Raw genomic sequence first — 24,931 nt, 5'->3', positions numbered from 1 at the left:
CCTACATTGTTGGAACCATGTTCCACCTCGAAAACGCGGGCCTGAGCGTTTCCATCTTGGACCCGATCGCGGACCGCAAACTCCTGGGTACGCGCTATTGCACGGGCGGGTACATCTGGCAGGTCAAGGACGGATCGAAAGGCGATTTGTTCGTCGGCCCGCAATTTCCCCATCCCGAACCCCCTGTATTCGACGGTCAAGGATTGCCCGAGGTTTTCGAAATCGCCTTGGGCGCCGCCACGGCGAAAGCGGGCGGGGACGTATGGGTGATCGGGGTCGGGCGGGTGAAACGCGAAAGTCCGGTACGTCCCTTCCACGTGCGTAACAACCCTACCCTCCTGGAACCGGCAACCTGGAAAATCCAGCAAGCCGGGGCCATGCTGACCTTCACCTCGCGCCAAGCCTTCCACGATTGGGATCTGCATCTCGAGCGCAAGGTCGTCCTGAAAGGCCGCGTCCTGGTTTCCTCCACCTTGATCAAGAACCAGGGCAAGGCCGATGCGCCCATCCGCTGGTTCGCCCATCCCTTTTTCCCGCAAGCCGGCTTCGAAGTGGGAAGGCTTTCGGTGGAATGCGAATTCCCCACTTGGGTGCCCGCCGCCGGCGGCTTCCGCATCGAGCAAGGAAAGCTGATGCGCGAGCCGGGGTACGATTGGAAGGCCGGTTGCTATCAACTGCTGAACGCGCCCTTCGGCGCGCCGCTGGACATCCTGCAAAAGCATCCCGCCTTGGGCGAGGTGAAAATCGAGTGCCGGTTCCCGGTGGCCTGGCTGCCGTTATGGGCCAACGCCAATACGGTTTCCTTCGAGCCCTATTACCACACGGTGCTGCACCCCGGCAACCAAACGGAGTGGTCGATCCGCTATCATCTATAGGCTGACGATGGCATCGCTGAAGTCCCCCGGCCTGATCCTGAAGAAGACCCCCTACTCGGACAGTAGCCTCATCCTCAAGGTTTACACCCGCGAGTCCGGCCTCATCACCCTGATCGCCAAAGGCGCCAAGCGCCCGAAATCCAAGTTCCACGGCCTCCTCGATTTCTTCACCCTGGATCAATTCGTCTACCCCGCCAAGTCGAAGACGGAAATCCATACCTTGATGGACGCAGGCCTGATGCGCGACTTCCCGCGGCTCAAATCCGATCCCGCGCGCCAATCCCTGGGCCACGTGTTCCTGGAACTCTATCTCAAGTACCTGCCCGAGCCGGCCCAATCCCATCCGCACTTCGCATGGCTATTGGAACGGATGGAACGCATCGACGGGGCGCCGTCGCCCGGTTTCGATCCGGTACTGGAGTTGTGCGATTTCCTGTTAGGCTTGTGCACTATCTCGGGCTTCAGCCCGCAATTTTCGGAATGCGCCCATTGCGGCCGGCACGACCCCGGCTTTCGCGTCCGCCTGGATCCCGATCTCGGGGGCCCTATCTGCGCGACTTGCGCCGGTGCGGGGCATGGGACCGGCGTTTCGTATCCCGCGCGCCTGCTCCGCTGGCTGAGCCGTTTGCAGGAATGCGGGCCGATGGCGGGACGCCTGCCGCGGGACGAGGAGGCGCTGGCCGAGACCTTCCTGTTGTCCTTCCTCGGCAAGCATGCCGGCGGCGCCCGGCCCATGAAGTCCCTCGAATTCTATCGGCAAATGCTGGGGACGGCATAGTGGCCGGCCCCCGAACGCGCATCGCGCCCACCCCGAGCGGGTTCTTGCATGCCGGCAACGCCTGGTCCTTCCTGGTCACCTGGCTTTGCGCCCGCGCCCGCGGGGGCACGGTGCATTTGCGCATCGACGATCTGGACGTGGAACGGGTGCGCCCGGAATATCTCGACGACATCTTCGCTTCCCTGGAATGGCTAGGCCTGGACAGGGACGGGGGCCCGCGCGACGCGGCGGAGTTCCGGGCCCGCTTCAGCCAGCGACAGCGGCTGGCCGCCTACCGTGAAGCCATGGAGGCGTTACGGCGGGATGTTGGACCTGACGCGGGGATCTATCCCTGCGCATGCAGCCGGCAAAAGGCCAAGGATGAGAGCGTGGCCCACGGGACGCCGGGGATCTACGCGGGCACTTGCCGGGAAGCCGGATTGGAATGGGCGCGGGCCGCATTTCCGGGCCGCGCGGCGGCGGAAGGCGAAAGCCCGGGCGGCGATTTGCCTTTGCGCGCGCATATCCCGGGTAACGCGGAAGTGACCCTGCGATCATTGGCCGGGCCGCCGCTGGTCCTCCATCCGGCGCGGGAAATGGGGGACTTCGTGGTGTGGAAAAAGGACGGCTTGCCCGCTTACCAGTTGGCTTCCGTGGTCGATGATGAGTCATTAGGCATCGACTGCGTGGTGCGCGGATCGGATTTGTTGCCTTCTTCGGGGGCGCAAGCCTGGCTGGCCGAACGCATCGGCGCCTTGGGATTCCGCAACGCGGCCTTTCTCCATCATGCCCTGCTTTTGTCGGGGGACGGAGGGAAACTTTCGAAGTCGGCCGGCGCGGAATCCCTGCAAGCCTGGCGCGCCCGCGGCGGGCCCGGTCCTTTGTTGCGCGGCTTCGCGGCCTGGCTGGGAATGGAGCCCGGCGGGATCGTTTCGGCACGCGATCTTCTTTCCGCCTTTTCGCCCGAGCGGGTTCCCAGCGAGGATCGCATCTGGCCGGACTTCGCCGCCGGCTTAGCCTAATGGTCCCTGACCCGCTTACTATCTTTTTCCCATGATCCCCGCCTCCGATTTCGAGCGCTTCAAGCAAACCCCCCTGGTGATGGCCACCGGTTACGATTTCCCTTTCGCGCGCATCCTCGAGGAAGCGGGCGTGGACGTCATCCTGGTAGGCGATTCCCTCGCCAACGTGGTATTGGGCCTGCCGACCACCCGCGACATCGATGCGAACGTCATGGCCGTCTTCGTGGGGGCCGTGGGGCGCGGGGCCAAGGACACGCATATCATGGCGGATATGCCCTACGGGTCGGATGCGGATCCGGGCTTGGCGGTGGCCAATGCCAAACGCTTCCTTACCCTGGGAGCCCATTCGGTCAAGCTGGAAGGGCCTAAATTCGAGGTCGTGAAGGCGCTGGTTTCCGAAGGCGTCCCGGTGATGGGGCATGTCGGGTTATTGCCCCAGACGGCCCGGAGCTTTAAGCAGGTCGGACGGGATCAGGGGGAAAGGGACCAGGTCCTGCGGGCGGCCGATGGCTTGGTCGCGGCGGGCGCCATGTCGCTATTGCTAGAACACATGGTCTCCGATTTGGCGGCCGAGATCACCAAGCGTTTCCCCGTCCCCACGGTGGGCATCGGGGCAGGCCCCGGCGTGGACGGGCAGGTCCTCGTCCTCCACGATTTCCTGGGCATGCACGCGGGGAACTATCCGCCCTTCGTCAAGGCCTTCGCCGATTTGCATGGCGCGGCCCTGACGGGGGTGAAAGACTATTGCCGGGCGGTGCGCACGCGCGCTTTTCCGGAGAGATGAATTTTCCCGAAGGATGAAAGGAGCAGGGATGACGGAAGGCGAAGCGGGCGAAGGGCAGGGGAAAGCCCCGACGGAAGCGGAATCGCTAAGGCCGGTGCCGGGATTGGAAATCGTCCAGCGCCGCGAGTTCCTCTCGGAGAACGTATCCATTTCGGGCCGTCACTTCGAACGGTGCTCCTTCAACTTCTGCAACCTGATTTATTCCGGCGGGCCCGTGGGCCTGGTCGAATGCGGGGGTTCCAACAACGCCCTGGTCGAAGTGGGACCGATGCTGGAGGCATTACGCGAGACGCCGGGGGATGCGATCCGGGAGAAGATGATCCGGTATTGGAAGGACGTGCGCGTAGGGCTGCACCTCGAAATACCGGAAGGATTTTAAGACCTCTAGCGGGTTTGGGAATTGTCTACAGGGACAATCTCTTTTTCCACCGGTTTGGACGAAGGGGCGCGGGGCCTGCCGAGGATATTGTAGGATCTCCCTGATTTCCCGTCGAAGAAAAATGGAACGGGTCCCGGGATTTCGCTCTTTTTTCTGATTCCGGGTGCTCGGCTTATCGGGATGGACGTTCGGTTATAAAACCAGAACTTCTTTTGAGTGACGGGGCCGGATAACGTAGTCGTGTCAGTATAAGTTCCCGCGGTCAGAGTACCTGAAGAACAGGAATCGGGAATATTACGGAACGTGATCACGTCGCTATCGGCGATGGCGAGAAGATTCATATGCAGGTAATCGGCGCTGGAAAAAATCATTGTATCACTCGAGCCGTAGTAACCCAGACCCTGAAGCTTCACGATCAGGGTCCGTACAGAATCGGGGTTGGACTTCTCCAGGAGAACTTGGACCGAATCTCCGGATTTAAGTTCACTTATCGATTTCAAAAGCACCATCGGTTTATATCCGTCCAAGGCAACCGTGAGGGTTTTATCGCCGCCGTCGACATCCACGAAGGAAACTATCCCGCTCGCCGGGACGAAACCATACCTATAATTAGGCCTCGCACCTGCGGGGTAAGGGCTTAAGACAACGCTGGCCCCGGCCGCCGAGGATTCCGGCGCTCCCGCCTTTTTCACGATGACCGTCAGGTCAAGCACCTTGGCGAGATGGATATCAAAGGTGTCCGTATCCCCGGGATTTAAGGGCGGGAGGTCATAACTATTGGAGTACCCTTGTCGATAGCCGGGTTTGGAGAAGGTCAGGTAATAATTGGTATTCGATCCATTCGAGTAAACGGTGTTCAAATCCAAGGCCGGGAAAACGTACTTACCGGAGTCCGAAGTGAAAACCGAGTCTTGGCCTAATATTTCCCGCGGCGGATCTTCCTTGAAGACTTTCGCCGTTGCCACGACCTTCACCCCGGCCAAGGGCAGGCCGGCATCGTCCGAAACGGTTCCCCGGACCATGGCCGTGGTATCGGATGCGGCGAAAAGCCTTTGTTGCCGGGCATGGGCAGTCATCGCAAAAACCGGGAGTCCGAACGTGATCAGAAGTATTCTTGAGATTGGGACGATTCTCATATTTCCCCCTGCATGCCGCCATCTACCATTGGAAATGGTATTCGGAATCTATCCCAAACCTAAGCGTTCCGCAATCCCATTTAGGTAACGGACTTGATTTTCCGGTTCTGCTGCCACGCCAGCCCGAAACAGGCCGTGAAACCCAGCACGAAGAACCAAGCCAGGAAATCCTCGACGTGATCGCCGTAGCGCAAATACGGCGTGATCCGCGTATTGATGGGTAGCTTGCGCCGGAGCAAGGTGACCTCGTTCAATTTGGTTTTCCCCAGCACCCGGCCCTTGTAGTCGTAGAACACGCTGATGCCGGCGTTGGAGCAGCGCGCGATGGGCGCGCCGGCCTCGATGGCGCGGAAACGCGAGATGTTGGCGTGCATATAAGGCGCATTGCTGACGCCGAACCATCCGTCGTTGGTGATGTTCACGAAGAAATCCGCCCCCCGCCGTCGCGCGCCCCGGGCGAAGTCCGGATAGATGATCTCGTAGCAGATGGAAGGCGCGTATTTCACCCGGCGATCCCAGATCTCGTAATCCTTGCCGGGGGAGAAGTCGCCTTCGCCCAGATTCACGTAATTGATGATGGGGAAGATATCGTCGTAGGGCAATCGCTCGCTGAAGGGAACCAGGCGCAGTTTGGAATATTGCCGTACGGTTTTGCGGCCGGGATCGCCCGGGAAGAGGAAGGCGGAATTGTAGAAGATGTATTTGCGCCAGGGCTTCTCGTCGGGTTCGAAGTCCAAGGCGCCCACCAGCACGTCGGCCCCGGTGCGATGGGCCAATTGCTGGAACTCTTCGTACACATCGGGCCGGCTACGCAGGAAATCCGGAACCGCGGTCTCGGCGAGCACGACCAGATCGGCGCCCGCCAGACGCGAAGAATCCACCGGATCGCCCGATAGCGTGGTCCACGTCTTCTTCATTACGTCTTGGAAATATTTTTCGTCCCACTTCTTGGTCTGCTCGATGGAAGGCTGCGCCAAGGCGATATCCAGCACCGGCACCTCGGCGGAATCGGGAATCGCCAAAGAGCGCATTCCCTGCCATTGGAAGAAGACGGGGATGGCGACGGCGGCGGCGGCGAAAATCCAGCGCCGCGGCCCGCGCGCTTCCCATGCCGTCCAGGCCAGGCAATTGGATGCGATCACCGCGGCCGAGAGCCCGAAAACCCCCAGCCAGGAAACCGATTGGATGATCGCCAGCCAATGCCAGGGGATAGGCGAAGAGCCCGCCCCGGGTTCCCGACAACACGCGGAGCAACCAGCCGAGGACGCCGTTGAAAAGGGACAGGAAGAGGATGAGCAGCACCAGGCCGAAACCGATGATGAAGGCCGGGCCCACCTTGATCACGTTGTAGATCCACCAGTACATGATGATGTTGTAGAGGATGCCGCCCGCGAAGTGGTAGGCGAAGGCTTGCCGGGTGGTCAGCCTGCGCGTGGCCGCGAAGGCGGGGACCAGGACGAAGAAGGCCAACGGCCCGAGGGGAAGCGGGGGATAACAGAATCCCCACAGCGCCAGGGATGCCATGATGGGCCCGAGGGCCCGCCAATCGGGCCGGCGCGGTTTCAGGCGGCGGAGCAGGCGGGACAGGACGGCGCCGACCGGGGGCATCAGCCTTTGCCTTGCGGATGCAAAAGCAAAACGTACTCGCCCCGCGGCGAGCGCTCCCGGTACCATTCGCGCAATTCCGTCGCCGTACCGGAGCGGAACTCCTCGAACTTCTTGGTCAGCTCGCGAGCGATCACGACCGGATGCTCAGGGCCGAACACTTCCGCGATCTCTTCAAGGAATTGGCGGATGTTGTGCGGGGAGACGTAAAAGGCCAAGGTCGGCGCATGCTGCTCCTCGGATCCCCAGCGGGCTTTCAGCTCTTCCAGCTTACGGAGGCGCGCGGCCGATTTCTTGGGCGGGAAGTTCTCGAAGGCGAAGCGATCGGTAGGCAGGCCGGAAGCGGTCAAGGCGGCTATCATGGCGCAGGGCCCTGGTATTGGGTACACGCGTATGCCTTCCGCCAGGGCCGCCTTCACCAGGTTGAAAGCGGGATCGGCGATGCCGGGCGTGCCTGCGTCGCAAATGAGCGCCAAACGTTCCCCGCCCTTGAGGCGCTCCAGGAAGGCGGGCGTGCGTTTCTCCTTGTTGAAATCGTTATAGCTCTCCACGGGCCTTGCGATGCCGTAATGCTGCAGCAAGATGCGGGAATGACGCGTGTCCTCGGCAAGGATCAGGTCGGAGGATTTCAGGATGCGCACCGCGCGGAAGGTCATATCCTCGAGGTTGCCGATGGGCGTGGCCACCAGGTAAAGGCCGGGCTCGGGAGCGGAAAACGGATCGGGTTTTTCGTATTCCGGCGCCGTTTCCGTAACGCCTTCTTCTCGGGACTCTGCTACGGAATCTTCTCCGGACGCATCTGTATCGCGGGACATCGCAGCGAAAGATACTAGAATCCCGCTTGCTTGGCCGCGTTCGCGGCGTTTCAATCCGCGAGCAGCGTCTCCATATGGGCTGCCACCGCGTCGGCCAGGCCGGACGGATTGTATCCCCCTTCCAGCAGCGACACCACGCGGCCCTGGGCGGAAAGATCGGCCAATCCCATGGCGAGCCGCGTAAGACGCCGGAAGGTATCGTCGCCGATGCGGAAATCCCCCAGCCAATCGTCCTTGCGGCTATCGAAGCCGGCCGAGATCAGGATCAACTCGGGCCGGAAGGCCTCGGCCTTCGCCAGGAACTTGCGGTCCCATGCGTCCAACATGGCCTTGTCCGTCGCTCCCGCGCCCAGGTCGACGTTCAGGGTATAGCCCAAGCCCGCGCCGGATCCTTTGCGCGCCGGGTCTCCCGTCCCGGGATAAGCATCCCAGCGATGGGTCGAGAAGAACAGCACCGACGGATCCTTGTAGAAGAACTCCTCCGTGGCATTGCCATGATGGTAGTCCCAATCGATGATGCAGATGCGCGCGAGGCCATGGGCCGCTTGCGCATGCCGGGCCGCGATGGCCACGTTGTTGTAATAGCAGAAGCCCTCTTCATCGCCGCCGTCATGGGCATGATGCCCGGGCGGCCTTACCGCGCAGAAGGCGTTCCGCAATTCCCCGCGGCAGACAGCGTCTACGGCGGCCAAGGCCCCGGCCGCCGCGCGCGCGGCGGTATCCCCGGTGACGGCCAGGGAGCGGACCCCTCGGATATGGGCTTGGGAATGGACCGCGGCAATGGCGGGATAAGGGTCGGCGACGGGTTCGATGCGGGCGAAGTGCGAGCCCAGGCCGGAAAGGCGGATGCGTTCGGCGACCGCGCGCAGGCGCCCGGGCGATTCGGGATGCCCGGGATCGATCACGTGGTCGAGGAAGGCTTCGGGGAAGACGAGTCCGGAGGGCATAGGGAAAACCTAACCGGAAAATAAAATCCGGCGGGGTCTACTTACGCTTTTTCTTGAAGAGCTTATACAGCCGCGTCGATTCCTTGGAGCCCGCCTTCGCGGTCACCTTCAGGAAGTACAGGCCGTTGGCCACTTCGCCGCCATTGTCGGCATGGCCGTCCCACGCCACTTCCTGGTATCCGACCACGTTGCGTTGCGACAGGCTGCGCACGGGCCGGCCGGCGCGCGAGTAGATGCGCAAGTCCACCTTATCGCAGTAATCGGTCAAGCTATATACGAACACGGCTGTATCGGCGAAGGGATTAGGGTAGCTGCCTAAATCGCGGATGGCCAACTTATCGCCCATGCGGTAGGCCAGGGTGCGGGTGGAAAGGTTGCCGGAGACATCGCGGGCGGTGATGGTGAGAGAATCCTGTTCAGCGCGGCGCGCGGGCATGAAACTCAGGCGCGCCAGGGTGGGGAAGCGGTCCCCGCTTTCGATGGCATGGTTGGCCGAATCGAGCGGCTGTTGGCGGCTGGCCAGGATCGGCGGATGCAGGGAAAGGTCGATTCCCTCCCCGTCCCGCAAAACCACGTCGATTGCCGTCGTGAGCGGAACGTAGTCGTCATCCAACAATGCCTGTCCCCGGCCGCTGAACTGGATCAAGGGCGGGGTGGCGTCATTATTTAGGAGAAGCGCGTAATCGCCGCCCCGAAAGCCCGACCAGGCCCCCGGCGGTCCCGCGACGCTGTCCAGCTTCAACCAGGTTCGGCCACCGGGTGATCGGTAATGCCAGGCGACGCGGGCCGTCGGCGCGGCGGATAGCTTCGCGGCCGAAGCTCCGGGCACCGCCAGGACGAAGCCGGCGCCGGCGAAGTCGGCCGCATCGATGCGCCAGGCAGTAACGGGAAGGTTACCCTGCGCCGGCGCGAGATGGGCGGGCAGGGAGGCCACCGCGAAGGGCCAGGCGAAGGCGCGGCGGGGCTTGGATAACCCGGCCGACAAGGCGAGGCAACGGCCGAGGGAATCCAGACGCAAGGTATCCGCGCGGGAGCCGAGCGCGGCGGTTAGCACATTGAAGACGGTATCCTGGGATAGGCCGTTCTGCGCGGCATCGCCTTCCTTGTCGGGGATGAGCACGGCGCGAAGGCGCTTTCCTTTAACCATGGAATCGGCCAGGGGGAAGAAGACCGAGTCCAATCCGCCCAGCCCCATGGATTTCGTATAAGCAAGCGTATCGATCACCGGTTCCGTCCCCGCGGCATCGCGCGTCAAGGCCACATGGAACCCTTGCGCGATCCCGTACCCGCGGTTGTGGACGCGCACCCAAACCCCCAGTTCGTCCTGCACCGGAAGGCCGAAGGCTTGCGCCGGCAGCTCCAAACGGGGGACATCGGACAAGGGTAAGGCATAGGTGCGGGAGCTGAGATTGGGGATGGGACCTAAGGCCTGGCCTTGCCCGTCCAGGCGATTCACCAGCAACCGGAAGGCGACGTGGAGTTTGGGTCCCGCCATATCGGCGGCGGGAACGTCCACCTTCACCTTCGCGACCGAAACCAGATGCGAACCGTCCTGGGTGGCCATGCCCACCTGGTTGTCCACCGGGAACAGCGGAGCGGTCTCGCCGCCCACCGCCCAGGAAACCACTCCGCCCGCGAAGGCGATATGGGAATAGGCCGTGGAGAGCCGGGCCAGGATGAGCACCGAGTCCCCCGGCGCCGCGTTGGCGGGATCGATGGCGATCGAATCGAGCAACCAGTCCAAGCTGCTGAATGGCGCCGAAACCACCCGGGAAGTCTTGTCATCCCAATAATGCGCGATGACCTTCCCGTTTTGAATGGGCGGAACGGCGGCCGGGAACGTTCGCGTTCCTGCCAGGGAGGAACCTGATACGGAGGCTGAGGCCGCGCTTTCCGCGGAATCATCGAGGTCCACGGTAACTTGTGCGTTACCCTGGGTGATCGCCAAGCCGGTGGCCTTGTATCCCAGGGACGAACCCTGGGCGAGCACTTGCGGATCGAGGGCCAAGGAGCCTTCGCGGCGGGGGAAGGAGGCTCCGAAGGCAGGATCCCCCAGCAGGTTGAACTCCGCCAGGATGGGCAGAAAGGCGTCGCCGGTGCGGAGCTTGACCATGGTCTCGGCCTGGCCGATGATGGCCCCGTTGACGGCGTAAGCGTTGGAGGCCGCCGCCCGCAAGACTTCCGAGGACAAGGCTTCGCCCGCCACGCTGGAGATATAACCCGAGGCCCCGTAGAAACCCGCGGCCCCGCCCTGGGGCAGGCGCAACATCTCTTCGCCCAGGGAGCGGGCCGACAAATCCTCGAAGAAACCCGTGAGGCAAGTGATCGACGCGACCAGCGGGATGGGGAACTCGCCCTTCAGCTTCCCGCCATCAAGATCTTTCAAAGTCAGGACGCCGGCATCCGACCAGATCGATCCGCCCCCATGGCCGACGAAGCTCACCAAGGTGAAAGCGGAGTCCATCTGGTTGAAGAACTCCGGCAGGGACTTGCGGTAAAGGGGCGAGCCCGGGAAGAGATCGATGCGGGAGTATTGGCGATCATCGGCCACGGCCAGTTGCTGCAAAACCTGGTTCTGCGCCATGAAGGACGATTCGAATCCGGAAATCAAAAGGGCCTTGTTGTTCCAATGCCCCATGGGCCGGGAAGTTTCGGCCAACAGGGTCTTATGGACGATGTCCGAGAGCTGCTGGCGGTCGGCGGCGGGAATGCGGCCCACGTAAAGATCGGCGATATCGTCGTCGCCGGACACCTTGGCGAAGTAGTCGTCGTTGGCGGCTACGCCCCAGCCGCGGATGTTCACCGGATGGAAGGGAACGATGGTGCTGCCGGATTTCTCGAAGCCGATGGACGCATCCCCCACCAGGACCAGGTAGGTGGGAGCGGGCCTGGCCCAATTGGAATAGGCGTAGGCCACGAAACGGCGGATGGCCGCGGGATCCATGGACCCGTCCCCGAAAGCCTGGTAGATATGGCGGGCCTGTACCACCCGCGTCCGCAGTCCCTGCTTATGCCGGAAGGCGGTGAGGGAATCCAGGGCCGGGCCCAGCAATTCGCCCTGGGTGATGACCAGGTAATCCGCCCCCTGGTTCTTGTCCAGCAGATCGTCCAGGGTATCCTGGCTTACCTCCGGCCTTTCCCGTTTAGAGGCGGCGCATGCCAGGTAGTCGGTACGCCCGGTCAAGGTGTCCAGGAAGGTGGCGTTCCAGGCCGCGCCAGACTGGGTCACGAGGAAGTTGGTCAGCTTTCGCCCTTGCTTATCCCAAAGGCTCAACTCCGACTCAGGGAAGCTTCTCAGATCGAACAGCCGCAATCCGGTGCTATCGGGGAACGCGTTGGCGAAAGCGAGCGTCCCGCCCACGGACGCGTAATCGGCAGGGAAATCCAACTCGACGAAATTCACGTAGGCATCCTGGACCTCCACCAACTGGCCGTCGCCGGTCTTGAGATCGTTGACCTTCTGGATCACCAGGGCGTTCTTGCCCGCCTTCAATATGGATGCGTCCAGGAGCGGCGAAACCCACGTATAGGATTCCTGGCCTTCCCAGATGGCATCGTGGTTCAGCCCCTCCACCAAGGAGATGTCGTTGCCGTTGAGCAGGAACTTGAGATGATGATCCGGATTGGCGTTGGGATTATTGGTGATGCCTTTCAGGTTGATGGTCAGGCGAAGGGCGCCCGATCCTTTCTTGCCGTTCAAGGTTGCCGGCGCCGGGGCGTAGGGGAGATCCAGGTCCAGCTGGGCCTGATCTTTTTCGACCCCCAAGCGCTGCCACATCCAGAAATCGGTCAGCTCCTGTTCCTGCACCCGCGATCCCAGGTCGATGATTTCTTCGGCCGAGGTGCTGCCGATGCGGAGCACTTCCAGATCCTTTTCCAGATGCACGTGGGCGGAGAAGGGCGGGGCGGCCTTGGCGTTAGCGGGAAAGCTGGGCACTATGCCCCCAGTGCGGGATGCCACGGGCACGGCCGGCGCCCGCAATCCGGGCCGCCCGCCGTCCCAGACCAGGATGAAGACCGCGTGGGAAGCGTAAAAGGAGTTGTAGCTATTGGTTCCCGCCGGGCGCTTGCCGATGAATTCGATGTAATCCCCGGGGTTCCAGTGCCCGTCCAATTCGCCGGAGATGTACATGGGAACTTCGCGGCCATCCTGGAAGAGCCGCATATAGCGCGGATCGATCGACTCCAAGGGAACCCCGGCCGACAGCAAGGTTTCATAAGGGACGTATTCGATGTTCTCGCCGGTGGTTTTCAGGATCACCCTCCGTGCCGGCAGGGAGGCGCCGGAACTGGGCCCATCCGCGCTGGCCTTGGCCAAGGACAGGGCCGGGGCGCTCCGGAAATTCCGGGACTGGGCGTAGTTGGCCAACCAACCTTTCAGATGGGCTTCGCCGGGGGAGTTTTCCGTCGGAGCGAAAACGGTTCGCCAGGGGGCCGTTCCTGATCGCGGCGCGAAAGCCACGCGGATGCGCGCTTTCACGGGCCTGCCGTCCGAGGCGCCCGGATCCCAGGTCAGGGCGCATAAGGCGAGGTCGCGGAAGCGGGAAGCCTGGGTAACCGCTACGTTACCTCCGGGCGAAGAGGACCATTCCACCGTCGCGGTCGCTGCATCCCCGGGCGGTACCGCCAAGGCCAGTACCCGCGGGCCTCCGCGGGAGCCCGGATGCGCATCGTTCCACGATAACCGCAATCCCGAAGCGTCCGCGGATTCAAGCACCCACTCCGGATCGGCCGGGATGGGAAGCGGAGTCGCTTGTGCCGACCGGGCCGCTAGAGGCAGGCAAACAGCGCAGGCCAAGATCAGGGCCAAGCATAGGGAAGACCGCAAATCGATTCCTCTCATGGGCCGGTCCGGAAGAAGCGGTTGCAATCCAAGGATTGCGCCAAGCCCGTACGTTGACTCTGGAAGCTTTCCGTCCCGATCACGCAGAACAAGGCGGGGATCGTGTCATTCGCTTCCCCCTGCGCGAGCACCAGGGATTCTTCCTCCACGGCATGGCCGAAAACCGGAACTCCGCAAGCGTTCATAGGCAAACAGGTATCCGCCCTCTGGACCCAGCCATTGCTGTCTTTTTCGAAATAGGCCAGGCGCAAGGTCACGCCGGGATCGGATTGGCTCTGGACCCGGATGTTGAGCACGCGTCCGGTTTGATAGGTCCCGGCCCCGGGGGCGATGATGCTTAACGAGGGCGACACCGTGAGGGAATCGGGGAGCAAGGTATCCGAAGCCACCTTTTGGCCGGTCACCTCTACGTGTACCGCCCGCACAGCGTAATAGACCGTGAAGGGGCGTATCCGATCCGTGGGCAGTCTCAGGACCGTGGCCGGGGAATCGGTCTTGGCCACGGGCGGTCCCGATAATCCCCGCGCCAGCGAATCAAGGGAGAGGCTTTGGTAGACTTCGAAATAAGTCGCTTGTCCCCCGGGGTCGGACCAGTCCAGGGAGGCTTCCGCTATGCCTTGTTCGGGATCGGCGATCCGGAGATTGATTTCGGTTAGGATAGGGGAGGGCAAGCTGGGAGGCTCGCGGTTGCGATCGCAAGACAGGCCCAGGCTGGCCACAATGGCGAGGCCCGCGGCAAAAATGCGAAGGGCGAATGCGAGCGGGCTGGGATAGGATAGGGCCAATGCTTTGGTTTCCGATCCGGATTCCGATACGGTCCGGGTTCCCCCGGATTATATCGCAGCCGGATGGCGCCATGCCATAGGCCGGCCCATTTCTTAGCTTTGCGGAAGAGTCCTCATGCAAAATCCTCCCCCGAATCATTACATCGTCGCCATTGATGGCGTCAGCGGTTCCGGCAAAAGCAGCACCGCGCGGACCGTCGCCCAACGTCTGGGAATCCTCCATCTGGATACCGGGGCCATGTACCGGGCCGTGACCTACCTCTGCCTGGAGCGGGGATTGAAGCCGTCGCAGGTATCCGAAATAAACGACTGGGTGACGGGGCTGGATTGGCGCGCGGATGCCTCCGGAAACCTTACGGTTGACGGCCGCGACCTAAGCCAGGAAATCCGCACCGCACCGGTCAACGCGGCTGTTTCGGATTATGCCCGCATCCCCGCCATAAGGGAAACCCTGGTACCCGTACAGCGCCGCATCGGAATGCGCCAGAGCGCCGTGGTCGAAGGGCGCGACATGGCCACCGTGGTTTTCCCGGATGCCCGCTTCAAATTCTTCCTTTCCGCCAGCCCGGAAGTGCGCGCAAAACGCCGGGTGCTGGAGTTGCAAACCCTTGGCCACCCGGCCGATTACCACGATGTCCTCAAAAATCTTTCCGAGCGCGACGAGAAGGATTCGGGCCGGGCGCATAGCCCCTTGACCAAGGCTTGGGATGCCGAGGAAATCGATACCTCCGGGTTAACCTTCGAAGGCCAGGTTGCCATCATCGTCGACCGCATCCGCAAGGCCTTGGCCCCCGCGGCCTAGGCCCCTATCGCACCGAAAGGCGCCGCGAGGCCCTTTTATCCGCGAGGCGCTCTTACTTCACCCCGACGATTTCCCCGTCCGCGGTCAAATCGATATCGCGGGAATGCGGCTCCTTGGGCAATCCCGGCATGGTCATGATTTCGCCGGTTAGGCAGACCAGGAATCCCGCGCCCGCGGAGATGCGGACTTCCCTTACGTTAACCGTGAAATCGCGGGGACGGCAAATCTTCTTCGGATCATCCGAGAGCGACAAATGGGTTTTGGCCATGCACACGGGGAAGCTCCCGTAGCCGAGGGCGACCGCCTTGGCCAATTGCGATTTGGCGGTGGTGGAAAACTCCACTCCCTTGGCCCCGTATACCGTGCGGGCGACTTTCTCGATCTTCTGTTCCGGCGTGTCGGAATCCTCATACAGGAATTTCGGGCGGGGCTGCTTGGTCCGCGCCTTATCGGCCACTTTTTCCGCCAACTCGAGCGCGCCCGCGCCGCCTTTGGAGTAGACGTCGGCGAATCCGCCATCCACTCCCCTTTCCTTGAGCATGTGGATGACCCGCTCCGCTTCGCCGGAAGGATCATCGTGGCGGATGTTCAAGGCGATGGTAGGCTCCAGGCCGAAAGCGCGCACGCTTTCGATATGCTTATCGAGATTGGCCATGCCCCGTTCCAGTGCCTCGGGATTCCTGTTCGCCATCTCCGCGAGGGTGGCGCCGCCATGCATTTTCAGGGCCCGCACGGTCGCTACCAGAACGACAGTATTGGGCCAGATGCCGGCGGAGCGGCATTTGATATTGAGGAATTTTTCCGCGCCCAGATCGAAACCGAAACCGCCTTCGGTGAAGACCAGATCCGAGTGGCGCAAGGCGGCCTTGGTGGCGACGACGCTATTGCAACCATGGGCGATGTTCCCGAAGGGGCCGCCGTGCACCAGCACCGGCGCGCCTTCGATGGTCTGGGCGATATTCGGCAACAAGGCATCGCGAAGCAGCGCAGCCATGGATCCTTCGGCCTGTAAATCCTTGGCCCGCACCACCCCTCCCGGGCCTTGGCCTACGAGAACCGTTCGTTCATGTCCATCGAGCGCCGCCAGGTGATTTGGCGGGGATCCAATTTCTCCCCTCCGAAATAGCAGTCGTTATCGGCCAGGGCGGCGAGGAGATTATGCGCGGCTGTTACGGCGTGGATGTCGCCGGTAAAATGGAGATTGATCCGCTCCAGCGGCACCAAGGTCGCCTGGCCCCCGCCCGTACCCCCGCCCTTGACCCCGAATACCGGTCCCTGCGAAGGTTGCCTTAATGCGGCCGCGGCGCGGAAACCGAGTTTACGCGCCGCCTGGGTCAGGCCGATGGTCACCGTGGTTTTGCCTTCGCCGGCGGGGGTGGGGTTTATCGCCGAGACCAGAACCAGCCGGGAAGTCGGGGGGATGGGATCTTCACTGAATGCCGAAGCGGGTGTCAGCTTGGCCCCCCAGGATCCGAAAACGTCATACTCATCGGGGGAGAGTCCAAGGTCGGCTGCTACATCAGTGATTTTCCGCATTTCCGCATTTTAACTTTTTACTGAGAAATTTTGCTCTGATTCTGCCGGGTTTGCCTTTTTGTAAGCCAAATAAGGCCGGTAAACCACGGTTTCAAAGGCTAGCCCGATCCCGAGGGGAGGGTGCGATCCCGATTTTCGAGCCAAATTTGCTATCATTGTCACCCGCACGAAGAATGCCCTAGCCGCTTAGGCCCTAGCGCCCTTCCCTGCGATACCGCCCTCCCGGGCGGTCGGTTCAGTCAGCAGCCTATCCCGGGGTCCGGGATAATAACCCGCTCGGCCGACCGGAAAGACCCCATAATCATGTCAGTCAAAATGCTTTACGGCACCGAAGAGGATTTGAAAGACTTCAATAATGACGTCGATTCGAAGACTCCCGTCGCCCCGAGTAAGGAAATCCTCGCCCAATACGAATCCACCCTCACCGGCTACGCCGAAGGCAGCATCGTAAAAGGCACCGTCGTCCGCATCACGGATACCGACGTGTTCGTGGACATCCATTTCAAGTCCGAAGGCATCATCTCCAAGCAGGAGTTCAAGGACGACACCGAGCTCGCCGTAGGCCGCGTCATCGACGTGTACCTCGAGCAGGTGGAGAACGGCGAAGGCCAAATCATCCTCTCCAAGCAGCGCGCCGACTTCATGCGCGTGTGGGAACGCATCCGTGAGGCTTTTGAAAAGGAAGAGATCGTCACCGGCACCATCACCCGGCGCATCAAGGGCGGCGTGGTCGTGGACCTGTTCGGCATCGAAGCCTTCCTGCCCGGTTCGCAGATCGATCTGCGCCAAGTCCCGGATCTGGACGCCCTCATCGGCCAGAAGATGGACTTCAAGGTCATCAAGGTCAACAAGATCCGCCGCAACATCGTGGTCTCGCGCCGCGTGGTCCTGGAGCAAGAGCGCTCCAAGATGCGCGACGAAATCATCGACACCCTCGAGAAGGGCCAGGTCCGCGAGGGCGTGGTCAAGAACATCACCGACTTCGGCGCCTTCATCGATTTGGGCGGCGTGGATGGTCTGTTGCATATCACCGACATGAGCTGGGGCCGAGTGAACCATCCTTCCGAGGTGGTTTCGTTGGGCGACCGCGTGAAGGTGGTCGTGCTCGACTTCAACGAGAAGAAGGAGCGCATCAGCCTCGGCATGAAGCAGCTCACCAAGCATCCGTGGGAAGACGTGGCCGCCAAGTACCCAGAGGGCACCAAGGTCAAGGGCAAGGTCGTGTCGATCACCGACTACGGCGTGTTCGTGGAATTGGACCAGGGCGTGGAAGGCCTCATCCACATCTCCGAGATGTCCTGGACCCAGCACATCAAGCATCCCTCGCAGCTCTTGAACCAGGGCGACGAAGTGGAAGCCATCGTGCTTAAGCTGGACGCCGAGAACGAGAAGATCAGCCTCGGCCTCAAGCAAGCGACTCCCGATCCGTGGACCAGCATCGAGGATGAGATTCCCGTTGGTTCCAAGGTGACCGGCGAGATCCGCAACCTGGCCGCCTTCGGCGCCTTCATCGAGATCAAGGAAGGCGTGGATGGCCTCATCCACGTATCCGACATGTCGTGGACCAAGAAGATCAACCACCCCTCGGAAGTCCTGAAAAAGGGCGACAAGGTGGAGTGCATCGTGATGGCCATCGACAAGGAAAAGCGCCGCATCAGCCTGTCCATGAAGCATCTGCAGGACGATCCGTGGGACACCCTCGCGGAGAAGTTCCCGGTGGGCAAGGAAGTCCAAGGCACCATCTCCCGTCTGCTGGAACGCGGCGTGATCGTGGAGCTGGAAGGCGGCGTGGAAGGGTTCATCCCGACCTCGAAGCTGACCACGGAAACCCTCCGCAGCCCCGCCGACGCCTTCAAGCCGGGCGACGTGGTCCCGGCGGCCGTGATCGAAGTGGAACCGTCCTCGCGCAAGCTCACCCTTAGCGTGACGGACTACTTCAAGAACAAGGAAGATGCCGAATGGAAGTCCTACCTGGCGGCCCACAAGCCGAACCAGGCGACCCTGGGCGACGTCATGCCGAAGCTCGAGAGCGAGTAAAGCCCGTAATCAAGCGGATCTGAAACGAAGGGCTCTCCGCAAGGAGAGCCCTTCCTATTTAAGGAGGAAGGGGAAACGCCCTTCTCTCGCTCGTTTGCATGCGGCGGATTTAAAGCTTTAGGCTATTCCCCCCCGAAACGGGCAGGCCCCGTAGGGATGTGCTGGTCCCGATAGGCCTCCAATCCGGATAATCCTCCCATGTACTTCCCCGTCCGGACAGAAGGGCACGAGCCCAAGGTGCGCCCAGGGCTGATCGGGATTCTGGCGCTGATGGTGCTGATCCAGCTTTTCGCCTGGCGGAATAAGGTGAAGTACGCCTCAGCATCGGACCTGCTCCGCTTCGGTCCGCTCTCATCCTGCGCCAAATCCAGTCCGCTCTATCGCATCCTTTCCGCGGGCGAAGCTCTCGGTATAGTCGAGCGCCCGGGCGGCGTACAACCGGTCATCGCCGATGAGAGGGCCCGGCCCGCCAGGGCGGATGGGGAGGAGGGCGCGTCCGCCTCCGCGGAGGATCAGGGTATCCTGCGGCTTCCGGGCATGGACATCGCGCGTTCGCCGGGAACGGGCGGGCCGGGAAGGCAGGGTAACGTGGGCGCTACCTGGGACGGCGGCGGCGGAACGGATGTCGTGGCTGCCCGGCTCGGGGAGATGCGGCGGGTTTCCCTCGTATACCGATTGGGATTAACGCCCGCCCATCCCAACCCATTCAATTTCATCACTTCGCTTTTTACCCATGCGAGTTGGGTCCATCTGGCGTTCACGCTATGGTTCATGTGGCTGGCGGGGGAGGCGATGGAGCGGCACTGGGGGACCGGCGGTTTCGTGGGCATCTTCCTGGCCTGCGGCATCGTCGGAGGCGCGGCTTTCATGGCCTTCAGCGCGCTTAAGGGCGGCGTTCCCGGCTTCGCCTTAGTGGGACCGGCAGGCGCGCTCGCGGGAATCATGTCCGCTTACGCGACCACCCATCGCCATGAAGTTATTATAATCCGCGATACGGGGATCACGGACCCATCGGCGTTGCGCGTCTCCATCGCCAAGTTCTCCGTCATCTGGGTGATTGCCGAGGTCTTGAGCCAATTGTTGATGCCCGGCCGCGGGCATGGTATCGCCATCATCGCCAGCGTGGCCGGCGGATTGGCCGGCTGGGTCTTCGCCCGGTCCGTTCCCGGCAGCAACCCCCCGTTCCGGGTCGAGGCGCCCGCCGCATCTGTCGATCCCGATACCGATTGGGTCCAGTTCCCACCTGCATCCGCGTCATCCTATGCGGCCCCGTCCCAATCCGCTCACGCATCCCGCCGGCGCGCCTCCCGAGACTTCGACATCGTGATGGAGAGCCTCGCGCAAAGCCATCAGGCCTTACGCGCCGGCGATACGACCTCGGCCGGCGCTCATCTTTACGACGCCTTGGAAACCGCCCTCCAACCCGGCAGCACGGATCCCATGGCCCGCGAGAACGCCCTCACCGCGCTTATGTCCATGCCGCCCACGGTGCCCCTGCCCCCTGGCGCCCTCCATGCCTGGGCCACGCGACTGGACGCCCTCGGCCAAGCGCTCTGGGCGGCCCGCCTTCATGGATTGGCAGCCGTGGACCATTCTCATAGTGAGTGATGCTGTCCGGGGAAGATGCGCTCTCGTTGAGCGCGCGTCGACCGTCCGGGTCGGATTGCCTTAGTGCAATAGGGAAGACGTCGCCGCAGGCGCATTGACGCTTCTGCCGGTAACGTCGATAAACATGCCATCCAACAGTACGGGGTATTCTTTCCCATTCCGGAATTGGACCCGATTGAGCAAGGGATCAATCGAGCCAACCGCGAGCTTCCTCGAATGATGGTGTCGGCCACCCCCTTGCGAACCGCTCGAATCGGTGGAACCCACTGGCACGCCGCTTGAATCGGATGCCGAGGCTGAAAACCGGCTGACGCAGTATTTGTCGGGCGTTCCGCCCGGCCTTATGAAAAATCCCATTCCGGGGTTGCCGTCTTTAAAGGTATCATCGATAACGGTCGAAATGACCGATCCGTTTTTGAATACCGTAATGGTATTTCCGATCATTTGCGCTTTGATGATATCGCCGGTGACTAATCCTTGGGGCCCGGGACCCGAATTATTGAGCACGGTAAAATCGCCTATCTGGCCATTCCAACGCACTATTTGCAAGGTCGTGCCCCCATACCAAAAATCCATTTCGTATCCGCGCGCATTGTGCGCCGAAACCTGGAAGCGTAAGAGGAGTTCGATTTCATGAGAGCTGGGTGGCGTATAACCCGCCGCTCGATAAACGGTGGCTTCGGCGCTTTGATTCGCAGGGAATCCCGAAAGCACGGCGATGCAATCATTGTAACTGTCCGATACCCCCGTTCCATATGCCTTATTGGGGGTACCTGCGGTGGTACGTACGTTTTGCCAATCCAGTCCGACAATCCCGCCATTGGTCCATTTGCCATTCTGGGAGATCGGGTTTTCCGTGGTCGAAAAGTCCGTTGAATAGGTCTGTGCTTCTACGCTTGCGGATATTGCGGCGAATGAAAGCAGAAAACGAGATATTGGCAACATAGTATCCTCCTTTGCGCACCCAATGGAGCAACTACATGACTATCTCATAACCCGAGGGGAAAGAACGTAGTTTTAATCGCGATAGCAAGATTTAATCGTGATAGCAAGCACAAGATGATTTTTGAAAACGTCCGCAATCCTGCCGCGATGGGCGCCGCGATTCCGCCTTACTGCGGATTACAGGCCCCGCCACCGCCCGTCGCCAAGTGGAGGTCGAGCAGCGGGATGGTACCCGGCGCGCCGTGGCCCACCCCGGTATAGGTGCCCGAAATGGCCAGGGTATTCTTGACCAAATCGAGCGGGGTGAAAAACCACTCCCGCGCCATTATGTTTCCGGATTGGACGCCAGCCACATAGAGTTCGAACACGAACTCATCGTCTCCGAACGCGTGCATCGAGGGTACCCGCCCGACCGCGAGGAGGACTTCGCTTCCGGCATCGAATGGGGCCTGGGAGCCGTAGCTCGAAAGGGCCGGCATGCATTTGCCATCGGAGGCGGCGACCGCGCCCGCGAGATTGGAGATGGCGACCTTCAGCTCGAACGCGGAGGCGTTGCTGGTTCCCCCTAGGAACCTTTCGGCGAGAACTTGCACCCTGACCGGCAGGGTAGGTATGCCATATTTCCCATTCGTCCGCTGGGAGATAAGGCCCTCGAACGCCTGGCCCTTGAGAGGCGCGAGGAAAAGCGATTCGGCGAATAGGATGGCGGGCCGGAAACTTTCGACCTTTCCGTTCTGGAGCTTGATTTCATATAGGGCGGACGCATGCCGTCTAATCTCGGGATCCGATGAACCGCCCGTCGCAAAGGGATAGGTCTCCCCAGAGACGGTGACGAATCCATCGGCGGTCCTCGCGACATAGGCGGTTGGGGCTGAGGTCGTTGGCAGATGCACGCGCGGAGGCGCATCGAAGAGCGCATCGCAGACCACGACATCGATCCCGTCGGCGGTATGTTCCGCATGCTGCTTGGCGCAGACGCTGCCGTCATCCGGTAGCGCGGACAAGATCAGATCGCCCAAATCGCCGGCCGTATAACTCGCGATCTCCCGAACGGACTCCCGGTATCCGTCCTTGCGGATCCGTAAGGAATCGACCGCCACGGCACGCTTCGCGGCGGAGCTCGGATAAGCAGGCGCGAAAACCGTTCCGGAAGTTCCGCTTCCCGAATGGAAAAAAGCATGGATGAAGCTTTGGCCGCCCAAGCTCAATCTCAGGAAATACAAGCCTACGCTCCGGCCCGGAGCGGGCATGGCTTCCGCCAGGGCGATCCGGTGACGTCCCGCTTCCAAGCGACGGGCAAGTCCGCCCAGGGAACGGCCTCGCCCGTCGATCACTTCCATCCGAAGCTCCAAAGGGGAACGGATGGCGAGCACCAGGAAACCGGCATCCAAGCGATACTCGAAAGGGCCTTCGCCGCCGGGACCCAGCGCTGCATTGGCATCCAGGATGAACGACCCGTCCGCGGCGGTTTTCGTGGCGGTCCCGCGCACCTTCAATTCCACCACCGCATCGGGAACGGGGACGCCTTTCGCATCCACGACACGGCCCCTGATGTTCAGCGGCTGCCCGAACGATGCCCCTACGAGAACGAATGTCAGTAAGCCGAATACCAATGCGCGCAACTTGGCCTCCGAAGAAATGCTCGATCCCCCGGGAAATGGTAATCATCGGGACCGGATTCCAATGGGGAGGGGACGCCGACCATATGAAATACCGCGTTCCGGGGAGAGCGGTACCGCTCTCCCCTCTAAAAAGTCAGGCGATATTCCCCGAACAGGCAAACACCTTCGGCCAAAACGAGCCCAGTCCCGTAAATTAGGCTGCAATGCTTAGGAACCGGTTCAAAAGCGATTCGTCGGAACATGCCCGGATGAGAAGGGGACCGCTGCGCGGCACGGCCTCGCTATTCGCCCGCATTCTGTTAGGGACTATTATCTCGATGCCGCTTCGGGCGATGATGGGCGTGCCGGTACTTCGGACGCCACGGCATGGAAAACCCTAGCCAAGGCCAATGCCGCGGTCTGCCAGCCGGGAGACAGCATTTTACTGAAGTCAGGCGGATCTTGGGCGGGCCAATTAAGCCCCAAGGGTTCGGGGGCCGATGGACATCCCATCGTGGTGGGCCGGTATGGTAGCGGATCTAAGCCGCGCGTCGCGGCGAACGGCACGGCCCCGAGCGCGGTCTATTTGCTGAACCAAGCCTTTTGTGAAATACAAGATCTGGAAATCACCAATACCGGCGCGACGCCGGCGGATCGGCGCGGAATTTGGATAGCCGGGCGCGACTTCGGGACGATTCGCCATATTTACATCCGCAACTGCGACGTGCACGATGTCAACGGCGACGTGAAGTGGGTCGGCGGCGACGTGGCCGACAATCTGCCGAACGTGACCTTCGAAGCCGGATGGGATGCCTCGAAGCGCACGGGCGGCATCGTCTTCGAAACCTTGCAGCCGGGAGCGAATCCGGTGAAGACGCGCTTCGAAGATATCCTCGTCGAAGGATGCAGCATTCGCGATTGCTCTTTCGGGGGCATCATCACCAAGCAGTGGGACGGCGCCCTACATTGGGCCATCCGCAATTCGGCCTCGGATACCGTCTGGTTCCCGCATACCCAAGTGGTATTGCGCCATAATTTCCTGAGCCAGCTGAATACCACCTTGGGATGCAACACGATTTACCTGACCGGCGTCCGCAACGGCTTTGTCGATGGCAATGTCTGCGCGGGGGCGGGCACCAGCGCCATCGAGATTAATCTCTCCGATAGCATCGTCGTCCAGAACAATGAAACATATGGAACGGTGCGCAAGGCCAACGGCGCCGATTACAACGGCATCGACGCCGATAGGGGAACCACCCGCATCACCATCCAATACAATTACATGCATGACAACGGCGATGGCCTGCTGCTTTGCCAGTTTCCCTTCGGCGATTGCGTGGTCCGTTATAATATCCTGCAGAACAATTCGCGCTACCAAATCTATCTGCACTCCGACTCAAAGGCGGTGGCGGGCGTCTACAACAACGTGCTTTATAATGACAAGAACAGCCCCAAAACCGCGTATGGTTATGGCGATTTCCTGGCGGCCTCTTATACCCTTAAGAACAATATTTTCATGTCGACCCAAGCGAATGCCGACTTGACCACGGGCGGGGGCATCGTCTACGACAACAATGCCTATTTCGGATCCTCGGTCACGGTTCCGGCCGGGGATGCCCGCGCCATCCATGCCGATCCGAAATTCACGGATCCGGGGCGCGGAGGCAATGGCAACGCCAATGGTCCGGCTTTCGCATCGCTTGACGGCTACCATCTACAAGCCGGTTCGCCTTGCATCAACAAGGGATTGGTGATCGCCGGAAACGGGGGCCGTGATTTTTGGTCAGGCGCCTTGTATTCCGGAAACCCCGACGTCGGGGCGCATGAATTCGGCGCCACGGTCGGTTTGAATGGCCCAGTCATTCGCGAGTCCTCGGAGACCAGAACCAAGCCAGGCCCGGGGGGGAATGGTCGCGGTCATTATCGCGTCAATGGGAGCCTGATTTCCGGGGAAAGGAATGGGGTGAGGCTTCTCGATGCGACCAGGATTTCTATTCCCTAGCCTAAGCTGACCACGGAAATCCTCCGCAGCCAGCCGAGGTGGTCCCGGCGGCCGGAATCGCAAGCCGAACCAGGCGATCCTGGTTGTGGACAGCGCATTATGCCCGCCGGGAAGCTCCGGGTCTCAATGATAGAGGCACGAGTTATAGATATCCGCCGAGGTCAGATGGTTCTTGCTGTTGGCCTCCAACCGGAAAGCGGAAATCCATACGTTACAACCCTTCACCAGCGCCGTGATGAAATCCGAATGGATGCGGTCGAAATTCGTCGCCCCGACATCGGCTTTATCGACGATAAACCAAACGTTCGCGCCGGTCAGGCTCATTTGGAATTTGAATTGGGAGTCGGAAGAAAGATTCACCGAAGTCAATTTTGAAGTCGCCTCGCAACTTCCCGAAATATTAGGCGTGATCGGCGGGTTACAGGAGGCCCATGGCAGACTTGAAAAAGCCA

General features: G+C 61.4%; 18 protein-coding genes and 1 pseudogene. 9 read left to right on the top strand and 10 right to left on the bottom strand.

Annotation, left to right across the window (positions count from 1 at the left end):
* Positions 1-17 precede the first annotated feature (17 nt).
* Genes JF616_13425 through JF616_13405 form a run of 5 tightly spaced genes read left to right on the top strand, consistent with a single transcriptional unit; the run spans position 18 to position 3,817 of the window.
* Positions 18-875: a hypothetical protein gene (locus JF616_13425; protein ID MBW8888751.1), complete on the top strand. Its 858-nt coding sequence runs from the start codon at positions 18-20 to the stop codon at positions 873-875.
* A gap of 7 nt (positions 876-882) precedes the next feature.
* Positions 883-1,653: a DNA repair protein RecO gene (gene recO, locus JF616_13420; GenBank protein ID MBW8888750.1), complete on the top strand. Its 771-nt coding sequence runs from the start codon at positions 883-885 to the stop codon at positions 1,651-1,653.
* Entirely contained in the window at positions 1,653-2,654 is a 1,002-nt protein-coding gene (locus tag JF616_13415; protein MBW8888749.1) for a tRNA glutamyl-Q synthetase, read from the top strand. The genes recO and JF616_13415 overlap by 1 nt, the downstream gene beginning before the upstream one ends.
* Before the next feature lie 31 nt (positions 2,655-2,685).
* Entirely contained in the window at positions 2,686-3,438 is a 753-nt protein-coding gene (gene panB / locus JF616_13410) for a 3-methyl-2-oxobutanoate hydroxymethyltransferase (GenBank protein MBW8888748.1), read from the top strand.
* A 28-nt stretch (positions 3,439-3,466) separates the two neighbouring features.
* Entirely contained in the window at positions 3,467-3,817 is a 351-nt protein-coding gene (locus JF616_13405; GenBank protein MBW8888747.1) for a hypothetical protein, read from the top strand.
* 5 nt (positions 3,818-3,822) lie between these two features.
* On the opposite strand, the gene JF616_13400 is transcribed toward JF616_13405, so the two are convergent.
* From JF616_13400 to JF616_13375, 6 genes are all read right to left on the bottom strand, one after another.
* Entirely contained in the window at positions 3,823-4,953 is a 1,131-nt protein-coding gene (locus tag JF616_13400; protein ID MBW8888746.1) for a carboxypeptidase regulatory-like domain-containing protein, read from the bottom strand.
* Between the two features lie 80 nt (positions 4,954-5,033).
* Positions 5,034-6,164, bottom strand: a complete 1,131-nt coding sequence (gene lnt / locus JF616_13395; GenBank protein ID MBW8888745.1) for an apolipoprotein N-acyltransferase — start codon at positions 6,162-6,164, stop codon at positions 5,034-5,036.
* Positions 6,165-6,560: 396 nt separating this feature from the next.
* Complete coding sequence (gene rsmI, locus JF616_13390) at positions 6,561-7,373, bottom strand: 16S rRNA (cytidine(1402)-2'-O)-methyltransferase (GenBank protein MBW8888744.1); 813 nt, start codon at positions 7,371-7,373, stop codon at positions 6,561-6,563.
* A 50-nt stretch (positions 7,374-7,423) separates the two neighbouring features.
* Entirely contained in the window at positions 7,424-8,320 is an 897-nt protein-coding gene (locus tag JF616_13385) for a histone deacetylase (protein ID MBW8888743.1), read from the bottom strand.
* Positions 8,321-8,357: 37 nt separating this feature from the next.
* Positions 8,358-13,163 carry a hypothetical protein gene (locus JF616_13380; GenBank protein ID MBW8888742.1) on the bottom strand — a complete coding sequence of 1,602 codons (4,806 nt, stop codon included), beginning with the start codon at positions 13,161-13,163 and terminating at the stop codon, positions 8,358-8,360.
* On the bottom strand, positions 13,160-13,948 hold the full coding sequence (locus tag JF616_13375; protein MBW8888741.1) for a hypothetical protein: 789 nt from the start codon (positions 13,946-13,948) through the stop codon (positions 13,160-13,162). The genes JF616_13380 and JF616_13375 overlap by 4 nt, the downstream gene beginning before the upstream one ends.
* Before the next feature lie 115 nt (positions 13,949-14,063).
* Here JF616_13375 and JF616_13370 point away from each other — a divergent pair, with 115 nt between their 5' ends.
* Positions 14,064-14,750, top strand: coding sequence for a (d)CMP kinase (locus tag JF616_13370; protein MBW8888740.1), 687 nt, complete (start codon positions 14,064-14,066; stop codon positions 14,748-14,750).
* Between the two features lie 52 nt (positions 14,751-14,802).
* Here JF616_13370 and JF616_13365 read toward each other — a convergent pair.
* Positions 14,803-16,286: pseudogene (locus JF616_13365) on the bottom strand (formate--tetrahydrofolate ligase).
* A gap of 303 nt (positions 16,287-16,589) precedes the next feature.
* On the opposite strand from JF616_13365, the gene rpsA reads away from it, so the two are divergent.
* Both rpsA and JF616_13355 read left to right on the top strand, forming a co-directional pair.
* Positions 16,590-18,323: a 30S ribosomal protein S1 gene (gene rpsA / locus JF616_13360; protein MBW8888739.1), complete on the top strand. Its 1,734-nt coding sequence runs from the start codon at positions 16,590-16,592 to the stop codon at positions 18,321-18,323.
* Between the two features lie 198 nt (positions 18,324-18,521).
* Positions 18,522-19,931 carry a rhomboid family intramembrane serine protease gene (locus JF616_13355; GenBank protein ID MBW8888738.1) on the top strand — a complete coding sequence of 470 codons (1,410 nt, stop codon included), beginning with the start codon at positions 18,522-18,524 and terminating at the stop codon, positions 19,929-19,931.
* A gap of 60 nt (positions 19,932-19,991) precedes the next feature.
* Here JF616_13355 and JF616_13350 read toward each other — a convergent pair whose 3' ends face one another.
* The gene (locus JF616_13350; protein MBW8888737.1) at positions 19,992-20,876 is read right to left on the bottom strand and encodes a hypothetical protein; all 885 of its coding nucleotides are present in this window, start codon (positions 20,874-20,876) and stop codon (positions 19,992-19,994) included.
* Between the two features lie 167 nt (positions 20,877-21,043).
* Positions 21,044-22,498: a carboxypeptidase regulatory-like domain-containing protein gene (locus JF616_13345; GenBank protein ID MBW8888736.1), complete on the bottom strand. Its 1,455-nt coding sequence runs from the start codon at positions 22,496-22,498 to the stop codon at positions 21,044-21,046.
* Positions 22,499-22,991: 493 nt separating this feature from the next.
* Here JF616_13345 and JF616_13340 point away from each other — a divergent pair, with 493 nt between their 5' ends.
* Complete coding sequence (locus JF616_13340; GenBank protein ID MBW8888735.1) at positions 22,992-24,479, top strand: right-handed parallel beta-helix repeat-containing protein; 1,488 nt, start codon at positions 22,992-22,994, stop codon at positions 24,477-24,479.
* A 123-nt stretch (positions 24,480-24,602) separates the two neighbouring features.
* On the opposite strand, the gene JF616_13335 is transcribed toward JF616_13340, so the two are convergent.
* Positions 24,603-24,848 (bottom strand): hypothetical protein, encoded by a 246-nt coding sequence (locus JF616_13335; GenBank protein ID MBW8888734.1) that lies wholly within the window; start codon positions 24,846-24,848, stop codon positions 24,603-24,605.
* Between the last annotated feature and the right edge of the window lie 83 nt (positions 24,849-24,931).

It is taken from the genome of Fibrobacterota bacterium (genome assembly GCA_019509785.1).
GTDB lineage: Bacteria > Fibrobacterota > Fibrobacteria > UBA11236 > UBA11236 > Chersky-265.
The sequence above is the reverse complement of the archived record's forward strand: the minus strand, read 5'-3'. Positions and strand labels throughout refer to the sequence as shown.